10 protein-coding genes are annotated in these 11,779 nt (G+C 72.1%); 8 read left to right on the top strand and 2 right to left on the bottom strand.

Annotated elements, in window-relative coordinates; genetic code table 11:
- The first annotated feature begins 112 nt into the window (after positions 1 to 112).
- The gene (locus AVW11_RS34020; protein ID WP_076046946.1) at positions 113 to 2,092 is read left to right on the top strand and encodes an ATP-binding SpoIIE family protein phosphatase; all 1,980 of its coding nucleotides are present in this window, start codon (positions 113 to 115) and stop codon (positions 2,090 to 2,092) included.
- Positions 2,093 to 2,156: 64 nt separating this feature from the next.
- Here AVW11_RS34020 and AVW11_RS34015 read toward each other — a convergent pair whose 3' ends face one another.
- Positions 2,157 to 4,439, bottom strand: coding sequence for a transglycosylase domain-containing protein (locus AVW11_RS34015; RefSeq protein WP_060180489.1), 2,283 nt, complete (start codon positions 4,437 to 4,439; stop codon positions 2,157 to 2,159).
- 231 nt (positions 4,440 to 4,670) lie between these two features.
- Between AVW11_RS34015 and AVW11_RS34010 the strand changes: the two genes are divergently transcribed.
- The 5 genes from AVW11_RS34010 to AVW11_RS33990 all read left to right on the top strand — a co-directional run bounded on the left by AVW11_RS34010 (position 4,671) and on the right by AVW11_RS33990 (position 9,485).
- Positions 4,671 to 5,579: an SPFH domain-containing protein gene (locus AVW11_RS34010; RefSeq protein ID WP_030850419.1), complete on the top strand. Its 909-nt coding sequence runs from the start codon at positions 4,671 to 4,673 to the stop codon at positions 5,577 to 5,579.
- Positions 5,576 to 5,809, top strand: a complete 234-nt coding sequence (locus AVW11_RS34005; protein ID WP_037833764.1) for a type II toxin-antitoxin system antitoxin — start codon at positions 5,576 to 5,578, stop codon at positions 5,807 to 5,809. The genes AVW11_RS34010 and AVW11_RS34005 overlap by 4 nt, the downstream gene beginning before the upstream one ends.
- A 117-nt stretch (positions 5,810 to 5,926) precedes the next feature.
- Entirely contained in the window at positions 5,927 to 6,451 is a 525-nt protein-coding gene (locus AVW11_RS34000) for a PadR family transcriptional regulator (protein ID WP_030850425.1), read from the top strand.
- Positions 6,448 to 7,137, top strand: a complete 690-nt coding sequence (locus tag AVW11_RS33995) for an ABC transporter ATP-binding protein (RefSeq protein WP_030850428.1) — start codon at positions 6,448 to 6,450, stop codon at positions 7,135 to 7,137. Before AVW11_RS34000 ends, AVW11_RS33995 begins: the two co-directional genes overlap by 4 nt.
- Entirely contained in the window at positions 7,134 to 9,485 is a 2,352-nt protein-coding gene (locus AVW11_RS33990) for an FtsX-like permease family protein (RefSeq protein ID WP_076046945.1), read from the top strand. The genes AVW11_RS33995 and AVW11_RS33990 overlap by 4 nt, the downstream gene beginning before the upstream one ends.
- Here the strand turns inward: AVW11_RS33990 and AVW11_RS33985 are convergent.
- A complete protein-coding gene (locus AVW11_RS33985; protein WP_225884922.1) occupies positions 9,430 to 10,488 on the bottom strand; it encodes a hydrogen peroxide-inducible genes activator in 1,059 nt (352 codons plus the stop codon). The two genes, AVW11_RS33990 and AVW11_RS33985, sit on opposite strands and share 56 nt — an antisense overlap.
- 137 nt (positions 10,489 to 10,625) lie before the next feature.
- Between AVW11_RS33985 and AVW11_RS33980 the strand changes: the two genes are divergently transcribed.
- Both AVW11_RS33980 and AVW11_RS33975 read left to right on the top strand, forming a co-directional pair.
- On the top strand, positions 10,626 to 11,180 hold the full coding sequence (locus AVW11_RS33980; protein ID WP_030850437.1) for a peroxiredoxin: 555 nt from the start codon (positions 10,626 to 10,628) through the stop codon (positions 11,178 to 11,180).
- A 3-nt stretch (positions 11,181 to 11,183) separates the two neighbouring features.
- Positions 11,184 to 11,720, top strand: coding sequence for an alkyl hydroperoxide reductase (locus tag AVW11_RS33975; protein WP_060180487.1), 537 nt, complete (start codon positions 11,184 to 11,186; stop codon positions 11,718 to 11,720).
- The last annotated feature ends 59 nt before the right edge of the window (positions 11,721 to 11,779 follow it).

Below are 11,779 nucleotides of genomic sequence, written 5' to 3'. Positions count from 1 at the left end.
GGCCGAGCCGGGCGCGGCGGCCGCCGCGGCGGCTTCCGACGTACGGGCCGCGCGCTCGGCGGCGGGCTCCGGCTCGGGGCTGCCCCGGCCGCGCGCAGCGGCGTCGGCGGAGGTGCCGGCCGCCGGCTCCGGCCCGGGGCACGACCACGACAACGCCCGCCCCCGGCAGGCCGAGGAGGCCCTCGACGCCGCCGCCCGCGGCACGGCGGCCGGCCCGCCGCCCGCGGGCGCCGCGGCCGGCGCGGCGGGCCTCCACGGGGCTGGCGGGCCCGCACCGGCGGGCGGGGGCGGTCCGGAGGCGACCGCCGCGCGCCGCGAGGGGGACCGGCTCCGCTTCGTCGGGGCCGCCACGCGGCGGATCGCCCGCGGTATCGACCTCGACGAGATCGTGCTCGGCCTGTGCCGGGCCACCGTCCCGACCTTCTCCGACGCCATCCTGGTCTACCTGCGCGATCCTCTCCCGGTGGGCGACGAGCGGCCCGTCGGCCCGGTCGTCTTAAGGCTGCGCCGCACCGACCGGCTGCGGCCGATCGACGACCTCACCGACATCAGCAGCACCATCGGCGCGGGGATGGACCTCGCCGGGGCCGCGGGGGCCGTCGGCGAGCTCGACTTCAGCCAGTTGCCGCTGGTCGGACCGCAGGGTGACCTGCCCGCGGCCGAGCTGTGCGAGATCCTGCCCGGCGGCGCGCTCGCGGAGGTGCTGCGCGGCGTACGGCCCGTGTTCGCAGCGTCCGCCGCGGCCCGGGCGGCCCTGCCCGAGCTGCTGGGCATGGACCATCCGCTGCCGCGCGGCAACCGGGCGGTTCTCGCGCCCCTGCGCGGCCGCCGCCGGGTGATCGGCGCCGCCGTCTTCCTGCGCAGCCCCGAGCGTCCGGCCTTCGAGCAGAACGACCTGCTGGTCGCCGCCCAGCTGGCCACCCACACCGCGCTCGGCATCGACAAGGCGGTCCTCTACGGCCGCGAGGCGTACATCGCCGACGAGCTCCAGCGCACCATGCTGCCCGACAGCCTGCCGCAGCCCACCGGGGTGCGGCTGGCCTCCCGCTACCTGCCCGCGGCCGAGACGGCCCGGGTCGGCGGCGACTGGTACGACGCCATACCGCTGCCCGGCAGCCGGGTCGCGCTCGTCGTCGGTGACGTCATGGGCCACTCGATGACCTCCGCCGCGATCATGGGCCAGCTCCGCACCACCGCGCAGACGCTGGCGCAGCTGGACCTGCCGCCCGCCGAGGTGCTGCACCACCTGGACGAACAGGCGCAGCGTCTCGGCACGGACCGCATGGCCACGTGCATGTACGCCGTCTACGACCCCGTCGCGCACCGGATCACCATCGCCAACGCGGGCCATCCGCCGCCGGTGCTGCTGCACCTGGGCGGCCGGGCCGAGGTGCTGCGCGTACCGCCCGGCGCCCCCATCGGGGTCGGCGGCGTGGACTTCGAGGCCGTGGAGCTGGACGCGCCCGCGGGTGCGACCCTGCTGCTCTACACCGACGGGCTGGTGGAATCGCGGCTGCGGGACGTGTGGACCGGCATCGAGCAGCTCCGCGAGCGCCTGGCCACCACGGCGCAGCTGACCGGGCTGGACCACCCGCCGCCGCTGGAGGCCCTCTGCGACGACGTCCTGGACATGCTGGGCCCGGGCGACCGGGACGACGACATCGCGCTGCTCGCGGCCCGGTTCGACGGCATCGCGCCCAGTGACGTCGCGTACTGGTTCCTGGACCCGGAGGAGACCGCGCCGGGCCGGGCCCGGCGGTTCGCCCGCCGGGCGCTGACCCGGTGGGGTCTGGAGGAGTTGAGCGACTCCCTGGAGCTGCTGGTGAGCGAGGTGGTCACCAATGCCGTCCGGTACGCGGAGCGGCCGGTGACGCTGCGTCTGCTGCGTACGGACGTGCTGCGCTGCGAGGTCGGCGACGATTCCCCGCAGCTGCCCCGCCAGCGCCGGGCGCGGGACACCGACGAGGGCGGCCGCGGCCTGTTCCTGGTCAACCGGCTGGCCCGGCGCTGGGGTGCGACCCGGCTCAGCAGCGGAAAGGTCGTCTGGTTCGAGCTGCCGCTGCCGGGGCCGGGGCCGGGCGAGCGTCGCTGACCGCCCGCGGCAGACGAAACGGCGCCGCCCCGCAGCCTTCTCGGCTGCGGGGCGGCGCTGTGTCTCAGTTGTCGGGGTGCTCGCCCAGGACCGGCGGGTCCGGCGGCTTGGGGCCGCCCGTCTTGGTGGGCGTGGCCGTCGGGGAGGTCGTCCCGGTGGGCGTGGCGCCCGTCTTCGTCGCGGTGGGGGTCGGCGACGTCTGCGTGGGTGACTGGGTGGGGCTGTTGGTGGCGGCCGGCGGGCTGGAGGACTGGCTCGGCGAGACCGTCGGCGAGGCGCTGCGGGACGGCGTCTGCACGGCGCCCATGTCGGCCTCGGAGAGCTGGAACTTGCCGGTGTCCACGCCCTTGAGGGCGGCGAGGGTGTACGCCCTCCAGATCGAGGCGGGGAAGCTGGAGCCGCCCGCGCGCCCGAGGCCGGCGGTGCCGGTCAGGGTGACCTGGTTGTGGGTGTTGGGGTCCTCGCCGAACATGGCGACGACCGTGACCAGCTCGGGTGTGTAGCCGGTGAACCAGGCCGCCACGTTGGACTCGGTGGTGCCGGTCTTGCCGCCGGCCTGGTAGGCGCTGCTGCGGACCTTGTTGCCGGAGCCGCCTTCGTCCTCCACGACGCCCTGGAGCACCTTGGTGACGGTGTCGGCGGTCTTGCGGCTGACGGCCTGGCTGCCGACGGCCTGCTGCGGGGTGAACTCGCTGTCCTTGTGCTCGGCCTTCTTGATGATGGTCGGCGTGACCTTCTTGCCGTGGTTGTCGAAGGTGGCGTAGACGCCCGCCATCTCCAGGGTGTTGGCGCTCATCGTGCCCAGCGCCATGGCCGGCTTGTCCTCGGGCCAGCCCTCGCGGTCCTGCATGCCGAGTTCCAGGGCCGTCTTCTTCACGTTGGGCGGCTTCACGTCCACGATCATCTGCGCGTAGACGGAGTTCACCGAGTAGTTGGTCGCCTCCTGGACCGTCATCATCGGGTTGCCGTAGTTGGTGTTGTCCTGGTTCTGCGGGTTGAACGGGATCTTGCTGCCGACGACCGGCCGCTTGCTCGTGCCGTCGTAGAGGGCGTTGGGGGTGATCGGCTTGCCGTCCTGGGTGGTGGAGGCGTTCTCCAGGGCGGAGGCGAGCACGATCGGCTTGAAGGTCGAGCCCGGCTGGTAGTCCGTGCGCAGGGCGTTGCTCGCGGCCTTCTCCTCCAGGCCCACGCCGCCGTACATCGCGACGACGGCGCCGGTCTTCGGGTCGACGGAGGTCGCACCGGCCTGGACGCTCTGGTCCTGCGGCCTGCCCTTGGTGTCCTTGCGGTCGAGCTTGGACTCCAGCTCGTCCTGGACGGCCTTCTCCAGCGCCGACTGCTTGTTCTTGTCGACGTTGAGCGTGATGTTCCAGCCGCCCGCCGTGATCATGGCGTCGGTGATGCCCTGCTTGTTCATCTCGTCGTTCGCGGCCTGGACGAGGTAGCCCTTCTGGCCGTCCATGCCCGGGCGGGGCTTGGGCTTGATGGGCGGCGGGAGCGTCATGGTCTTGCGCTTCTCCGGGTCCAGCTTGCCCATCTCGACCATGTTGTCGAGGACGGCGTCGAAGCGGATGTTGACCAGCCTGGTGCCGTTGGGGCCGGCCGTCGCCAGGTCGTACTGGCTCGGGGCCTGGATGACGGAGGCCAGGTAGGCGCCCTGCTCCAGCGTCAGCTGGCCGGCGTCGACGCCGTAGAAGGCCTGGGCCGCGGCCTGGATGCCGTAGGCGTTGCGGCCGTAGAAGTTGGTGTTCAGGTAGCCGGCGAGGATGTCGTCCTTCTCCATGCGCTGGTCGACCTTGAGGGAGATGACGAGCTCCCTGAGCTTGCGGGTCGCCGACTGGTCCTGCGTCAGGTAGTAGTTCTTGACGTACTGCTGGGTGATCGTCGAACCGCCGGCCGTGCCCTTGCCGCGGACGGTGTTGAAGAGGCCTCGGGCCACACCCATCAGGTCGATGCCGCGGTCCTGGTAGAAGGACTTGTTCTCGATGGCGATGAAGGCCGTGCGGACGTCCTGCGGGATCTTGTCGAGGGTGACGATCTCGCGGTTCATCTTGCCGGTGTTGGCCATGATCGAGCCGTCGGACCAGCGGTAGGTGTTGCTCTGGAGCGTCGCCTGCTTGTTGGGGTCGGTGGGTTCGTCCACCGAGAAGTACAGCGCGATCGCCGCGGCCATGAGGAGCAGGACCACCCCGAAGAAGGCGCCCAGGATCTTCTTCCAGGTGAAGAAGCGGCGTATACCGGTGCGCTTGCCGGTGCCCCCGCCTCCCTTGGCGCCTTTCGCGCGTCCGCTCGGCGCCCGCCGCGCACCGCGCTGCTGCTGCGCCCTACGCGCTTCTGCTCGGCCCATCGCTCCCGCTCCGCTCGATTACCCCCCGACGTCAACTCAGAAAGCTAACACCGCAGGCTGTGACAAAGATTGGCCAATCCGGATTAATTCCGGTCAATTCGGACGTGAGAATCAGCACCCACACCACAGGAACCGACGCTCAGATAAGCGGATGGGTTGCCATAGTGCAAAAAAGTGATATCACTTTGCTAGGCGGCCCCATCGGCCGCGAGCAGAGAAACGGGGCGAACCATGACGAACCACATAGCCAACCCGGACGGCGTAAGGGAGTTCACCGCGCGCAGCGTCGGCGGTGCGCTGGCTCTGCTGCTGGGGCTGGCCGGCCTCCTCGCGGGCGTGGGCCTGGTCGTGGCCGGGGCGGTGGCGGCGGCGACCGCCGCAAAGGTGGCCCTCATCGCGACCGGGGTGCTCCTGGGCCTCTCCTCCGTGATCGCGATGAGCGGCCTGAACACGGTGGCGCCGGGCGAGGCCCGGGTCGTCCAGCTCTTCGGCCGCTACCGCGGCACCATCCGCACCGACGGACTGCGCTGGGTCAACCCGCTGACCTCGCGCGAGAAGATCTCCACCCGGGTGCGCAACCACGAGACGGCCGTCCTGAAGGTCAACGACGCCTACGGCAACCCCATCGAGCTGGCGGCCGTCGTGGTGTGGCGGGTCGAGGACACCGCTCGGGCCGTGTTCGAGGTCGAGGACTTCACCGAGTTCGTCGAGACGCAGACCGAGGCCGCCGTCCGGCACATCGCGATCGAGTACCCCTACGACGCGCACGAGGAGGGCGGCCTGTCGCTGCGCGGGAACGCCGAGGAGATCACCGAGAAGCTCGCGGTCGAGCTGCACGCCCGGGTGGAGGCCGCCGGGGTGCAGATCATCGAGTCCCGGTTCACGCATCTCGCGTACGCTCCTGAGATCGCCTCCGCGATGCTCCAGCGCCAGCAGGCGGGCGCCGTCGTGGCGGCCCGCAAGCTGATCGTGGAGGGCGCGGTGGGCATGGTCGAGCTCGCCCTGACCCGTCTGGCGGAGGAGGAGATCGTGGACCTCGACTCGGAGCGCAAGGCGGCCATGGTCTCGAACCTGATGGTCGTCCTGTGCGGCGACCGCGCCGCCCAGCCGGTCCTCAACACGGGCACCCTCTACCAGTGACCCCCTCCGGCGAGGAGAAGCCCACGGGCCGCCAGGCCCGCAAGCAGGTGCTCCTGCGACTCGACCCGCAGGTGTACGACGCCCTGGCCCGCTGGGCGGGCGAGGAGCTGCGCAGCACCAACGCGCAGATCGAGTTCCTGCTCCGCCGGGCCCTCGCCGAGGCGGGCCGGCTCCCCTCCGGCCCGGGCCCCATCCCCCGCCGGGGCCGGCCGCCGAAACCCACGAACTGAGCGAGAACCGAGCGCCACCGACAGCCGCTCCCGTGCCGTGCACGGGAGCGGCTGCCGCGTTTCCGCAGACCGGACGTCTATACACTCCGCGTATACACGCGATGTATAGTCGCTGGCATGTCCATCGGTCACACCCTCCTGGGCCTCCTCGAGGCCGGCCCGCGCCACGGCTACGACCTGAAGCGGGCCTTCGACGAGAAGTTCGGCCACGACCGCCCCCTCGCCTACGGGCAGGTCTACTCGACCATGTCCCGGCTGCTGAAGAACGGCCTCGTCGAGGTCGACGGCATAGAGAGCGGCGGCGGCCCCGACCGCAAGCGGTACGCCATCACCGACGCCGGCATCACCGACGTCGAGACCTGGCTCTCCCAGCCCGAGAAGCCGGACCCCTACCTCCACTCGACCCTCTACACGAAGGTCGTCCTCGCCCTGCTCACCGGCCGCCGCGCCGACGAACTGCTGGACACCCAGCGGGCCGAGCACCTGCGCCTCATGCGCGTGCTGACGACCCGCAAGCGCAAGGGCGACCTCGCCGACCAGCTCGTCTGCGACCACGCACTGTTCCACCTCGAAGCGGACCTGCGGTGGCTGGAGCTCACCGCCGCCCGCCTCGGCCAACTCGCCCAGGAGGTACGCCGATGACGGCCCCGGCCGGCTCCCTGCTCGCCGCCACGGACCTGCGCAAGGCGTACGGGAGCACCCTCGCCCTCGACGGCGCCGAGTTCTCCATCCACGCCGGCGAGGTCGTCGCCGTCATGGGGCCCTCCGGCTCCGGCAAGTCCACCCTGCTGCACTGCCTCGCCGGGATCGTCCCGCCCGACTCCGGCTCCATCGTCTACGCCGGACGCGAGCTCACCTCCCTCGACGACGCCGAGCGCAGCGCCCTGCGCCGCACCGAGTTCGGCTTCGTCTTCCAGTTCGGGCAGCTGGTGCCGGAGCTGACCTGCGTGGAGAACGTCGCCCTCCCGCTGCGCCTGACCGGCGTCAAGCGCAAGGAGGCCGAACGCACCGCGCTGCACTGGATGGAGCAGCTCCAGGTGGAGGACCTCGGTGCCAAGCGCCCGGGCGAGATATCCGGCGGCCAGGGGCAGCGCGTGGCCGTGGCCCGCGCCCTCGTCACCGGCCCCCGGGTGATCTTCGCCGACGAGCCCACCGGAGCCCTCGACTCCCTCAACGGCGAACTCGTCATGCAGCTGCTCACGGAGGCCGCCAGGTCGGCGAACGCCGCCGTCGTGCTCGTCACGCACGAGACCCGCGTGGCCGCCTACTCCGACCGCGAGATCGTCGTACGCGACGGCAGGTCCCGCGACATGGAGCGGATCGTATGAGCCGGCTGCGGACGTGGACCCGCGACCTCGGCATGGGCGCCCGCTTCGCCTTCGGCGGCGGCCGCGAGGGGTGGACCCGCACCCTCCTCACCGGCGTCGGCGTCGGCCTCGGCGTCGCGCTGCTGCTCATCAGCACGGCCATCCCCGGCGCCCTGGCCGCACGCTACGAACGCGGCGACGCCCGCTCGACGACGAGCACCGCGCAGGCCGACACCCCCGGGCCCGACACCCTGCTCATCACCCGGATCAACCAGACCTACCGCGGCAAGGACATCGAGGGGTACGCGCTGCGGGCCGAGGGCCCGCGGGCCCCGCTGCCGCCCGGCCTGGAGAGGATCCCCGGCGCGGGCGAGATGGCCGTCTCCCCCGCCCTGGGCGAGCTGCTCAAGTCCTCCGAGGGCGCCCTGCTGCGCGAACGGCTGGACGGGCCGGTCAGCGAGACGATCGGCGATGCGGGGCTGGTCGGGCCCGGCGAGCTGTTCTTCTACCTCGGCAGCGACAGCCTCGCCAAGAACGGCCCGGACGACTACCGCGTCGGCCGCGTCACCGCCTTCGGCTACGACGCGCAGCGCGACGGCCTCGACCCCGTCCTCATGCTGATGGTCGTCCTGACCTTCGTCGCCCTGCTGATGCCCGTCGCCGTGTTCATCGCCACCGCCGTCCGCTTCGGCGGGGAGCGGCGCGACCGCAGGCTCGCCGCACTGCGGCTGGTCGGCGCCGACAGCCGGATGGTGCGCCGGATCGCGGCCGGCGAGGCGCTGGCCGGCTCCCTGGTCGGCCTGGTCCTGGGCACCGGCTTCTTCGCCGTCGGCCGCTCCCTGGTCGGCAGCGTCAGCCTCCGCCAGCGCAGCGTCTTCCCCGCCGACCTCGACCCGGCGCCGTGGCTGGCCGCCCTGGTCGCCGTGGCGGTGCCCGCGGCGGCGGTGGCCGTGACGCTGTTCGCGCTGCGCGGCGTGGTCATCGAACCGCTCGGCGTCGTCCGCACGGCCAAGCCCTCCCGGCGCCGCATCTGGTGGCGGCTGCTGCTCCCCCTCGTCGGCATCGGCCTGCTCCTGCCCATGGGCGGCCGCGGCAACGACCACGGCAGGTTCAACCAGTGGCAGGTCGGCGGTGGCGTGGTGCTCCTGCTGGTCGGGATCACCGCCCTGCTGCCGTGGCTGCTGGAGCGCTTCGTCGGGAAGGTCTGCGGCGGCCCGGTCTCCTGGCAGCTGGCCGTACGCCGCCTCCAGGTCGACAGCGGCGCCGCCGCCCGCCTCGTCAACGGCATCGCCGTGGCCGTCGCGGGCGCCATCGCCCTGCAGATGCTGTTCGCCGGCGTCGAGGGCGACTACACGGAGCCGACCGGCCAGGATCCCCAGAGGGCCGCCGTCGCGGTCCTGCTGCACGGCCGCGACGGGACCGGCACGGACCTCGCCGAGCGGATCGCCGCCGTACCGGGCGTCACCCGCGCCGTCCCGCTGACCTCCACGCAGGCGGCCCACCAGCTGCCCGCGGAGGAGGAGACCGTTGACGTCACCATCGGCACCTGCGACGCGCTCGGCGAGGTCGCGGTGCTCGACTCGTGCACGGAGGGCGACGCCTTCGTCGTGACCGGCTCCCCCTCGACCGACGCCTTCTACGGGGGCAGGGCCGAGCCCGGCGACGAGCTGTTCGTCGGCAACGTCAGGCGGTACGAGGCCGCGGCGGCCGACAGCCCCACTCCGGCGAAGTGGACGGTCCCGGCGGGCGCCCGCACGGTCGCCAGCCGGGAGGACCCCACGGGGCAGCTACGCAGCGGCCTGCTGGTGACCCCGTCGGCCGCGCCGAAGGAGATCGGCGACTTCCCGGACGCGCGGATCTTCGTCCAGGTCGACGAGTCCGGTCCGGACGCCCTGGACCGGGCGCGGAACGCCGTCTTCGGAGCGGACCCGTTCGTCACGGCGATGACGCTGCGGCACAGCACCCAGGCCGCCGGCTTCTCCTCGATCCGCACCGGCCTCTTCTTCGGGGCGGCCGCCGTGCTGGTCCTGATCGGCGGGAGCCTGTTCGTCTCCCAGCTGGAGCAGCTGCGCGAGCGGCGCAAGCTGCTGTCCTCCCTGGTCGCCTTCGGCACCAAGCGCTCCACGCTGAGCCTGTCGGTGCTGTGGCAGACGGCCGTGCCGATCGTGGTGGGCCTGGTGCTGGCGGCCGGTACGGGCGTGGGACTGGGAGCCGTCCTGATGTCGATGGCCGCCCAACCGGTCCGGATCGACTGGCCGTCGGTCCTCGGCATGACCGGCGTCGGCGCGGGCGTCGTCGCCGCGGTGACCCTGCTCAGCCTGCCGCCGCTGCTGCGCCTGATGCGCCCGGACGGCCTGCGTACGGAGTGACGCCCGTACGCCCCTGGACCCGTACGCCCGTTCCCGGTGACGCCGACGACTCCCCCTGGTCGGTGGGCCACACCGGGAGCGGGCGTACGGCCTCGCGCAGGGCGGCGGCGATCGCCGCGAACTCCTCCTGGCGGGCGGTCCCCGTGCGCATCGCCAGGGCGATCCGCCGCGAGGGCGCCGGTTCGGCGAAGTAGCCGGTGGAGAGGTACTCGTTGCGGGCGGTCTCCAGCCGCAGCGCGGTACGCGGCAACAGCGTCACCCCCAGTCCCCCGGCGACCAGTTGTACGAGCGTGGACAGCCCGGCGGCGGTCGTGGTGACGTCCGCCCCGGTGGTCCGCCCGGCCTCCCGGCAGATGTCCAGGGCCTGGTCCCGCAGGCAGTGGCCCTCGTCGAGCAACAGCAGCTGGAGGTCGCGCAGCTCCTCCAGCGGGATGTCCCGGCGGCCGGCCAGCGCATGGTCCCGGGGGGCCAGCAGGACGAAGTCCTCGTCGAAGAGCGGCAGTTCGCTCACACCGGGCACGCCGAGCGGCACCGCCAGCAGGAGCAGGTCCAGGCGCCCGCCGGCCAGCCCCTCCAGCAGCGAGCCGGTCTGCTCCTCGTGCACCTGGAGGTCCAGCCGCGGGTAGCGCCGGTGGAACAGGCCGAGCACGGTCGGCAGCAGGTAGGGCGCCACGGTGGGGATCACCCCGAGCCGCAGGACCCCGGTGAACGGGGCCCGTACCGCCTCGGCCTCCTCCAGCAGCCCGCCGACGGCGTCGAGCACCACCTGCGCCCGGGCGGCGATCCGCTCGCCCGCCGGGGAGAGCAGCACCTTGCGCGTGGTGCGCTCCAGCAGCTGCACGCCGAGGGCCTCCTCCAGCGCGGAGACGGCGCCGGAGAGCGCCGGCTGGCTCATGCCGATGGCCGCTGCGGCGTCGCGGAAGTGCAGGTGCTCGGCGACCGCCGCGAAGGCGCGCAGCTGAGCGAGAGTCGGTTGCTTCGCTCCCCTATTACCGACCGCCACTGATAGGTACCTCCGATCACCCGCAGCAAGACTAGCTATTTCCATAATCAATGCAGGTTGTGCCAGCATGTGAGACACGTCCAACCCCATCGGAAAACCCCCAAAAGGGGTCTTTTTCCATTGAACAAGGAGAGCGCGTGCTCACTGTTGGTGACAAGTTCCCCGCCTTCGACCTGACCGCCTGCGTCTCGCTCGAGGCCGGTGCCGAGTTCGCGCAGATCGACCACAAGACCTACGAGGGCAAGTGGAAGGTCATCTTCGCCTGGCCGCTCGACTTCACCTTCGTGTGCCCCACCGAGATCGCCGCCTTCGGCAAGCTGAACGACGAGTTCGCCGACCGCGACGCGCAGATCCTCGGCTTCTCGCTCGACTCCGAGTACGTGCACCACGCCTGGCGCAAGGACCACGCCGACCTGCGCGACCTGCCCTTCCCGATGATGTCCGACATCAAGCGCGAGCTCTCCGCCGAGCTGGGCATCCTGGGCGAGGACGGCCTGCCGATGCGCGCCGTCTTCGTCGTGGACCCGAACAACGAGATCCAGTTCTCGATGGTGACCGCCGGTTCCGTGGGCCGTAACCCCAAGGAGGTCCTGCGGGTCCTCGACGCCCTGCAGACCGACGAGCTGTGCCCCTGCAACTGGAACAAGGGCGACGCCACGATCGACGCCGGCGCGCTGCTGGCCGGTGAGTGACGGATGTCCCTCGACTCCCTGAAGGCGTCCGTCCCGGACTTCGCCAAGGACCTGAAGCTGAACCTCGGTTCTGTCATAGGCAACAGCGACCTGCCGCCGCAGCAGCTGTGGGGCACGGTCCTGTCCTGCGCGATCGCCGCCCGCTCCCCGCGCGTCCTGCGTGAGCTGGAGCCCGAGGCGAAGGCGAACCTCTCGCCGGAGGCGTACACCGCCGCCAAGTCCGCCGCCGCGGTCATGGCGATGAACAACGTCTTCTACCGCACGCGGCACCTGCTCTCCGACCCGGAGTACGGCACCCTGCGCGCGGGCCTGCGGATGAACGTCATCGGCAACCCGGGCGTGGAGAAGATCGACTTCGAGCTGTGGTCCCTCGCGGTGTCCGCGATCAACGGCTGCGGCCAGTGCCTGGACTCGCACGAGCAGGTCCTGCGCAAGGCCGGCGTCGACCGCGAGACGATCCAGGAGGCCTTCAAGATCGCCTCGGTGATCCAGGCCGTCGCGGTCACCCTCGACGCCGAGGCCGCCATCGCCGGCGAGTGACGACCGTCCCGTACCCCGTACGGCGGCAGGGGCCCCGCGACCGTTCCCGGTCGCGGGGC

The organism is Streptomyces amritsarensis, assembly GCF_001953875.1.
Classification (GTDB): Bacteria; Actinomycetota; Actinomycetes; order Streptomycetales; family Streptomycetaceae; genus Streptomyces; species Streptomyces amritsarensis.
Note: the sequence above shows the minus strand (reverse complement) of the source record. Positions and strands in the feature narration are given on the sequence as shown.

Coding starts and splice junctions, on each gene's coding strand:
- AVW11_RS33975 (WP_060180487.1), top strand. CDS start 11,184: ATGTCCCTCGACTCCCTGAAGGCGTCCGTCCCGGACTTCGCCAAGGAC.
- AVW11_RS34000 (WP_030850425.1), top strand. CDS start 5,927: ATGTCCATCGGTCACACCCTCCTGGGCCTCCTCGAGGCCGGCCCGCGC.
- AVW11_RS33995 (WP_030850428.1), top strand. CDS start 6,448: ATGACGGCCCCGGCCGGCTCCCTGCTCGCCGCCACGGACCTGCGCAAG.
- AVW11_RS33990 (WP_076046945.1), top strand. CDS start 7,134: ATGAGCCGGCTGCGGACGTGGACCCGCGACCTCGGCATGGGCGCCCGC.
- AVW11_RS34010 (WP_030850419.1), top strand. CDS start 4,671: ATGACGAACCACATAGCCAACCCGGACGGCGTAAGGGAGTTCACCGCG.
- AVW11_RS34015 (WP_060180489.1), bottom strand. CDS start 4,439: ATGGGCCGAGCAGAAGCGCGTAGGGCGCAGCAGCAGCGCGGTGCGCGG.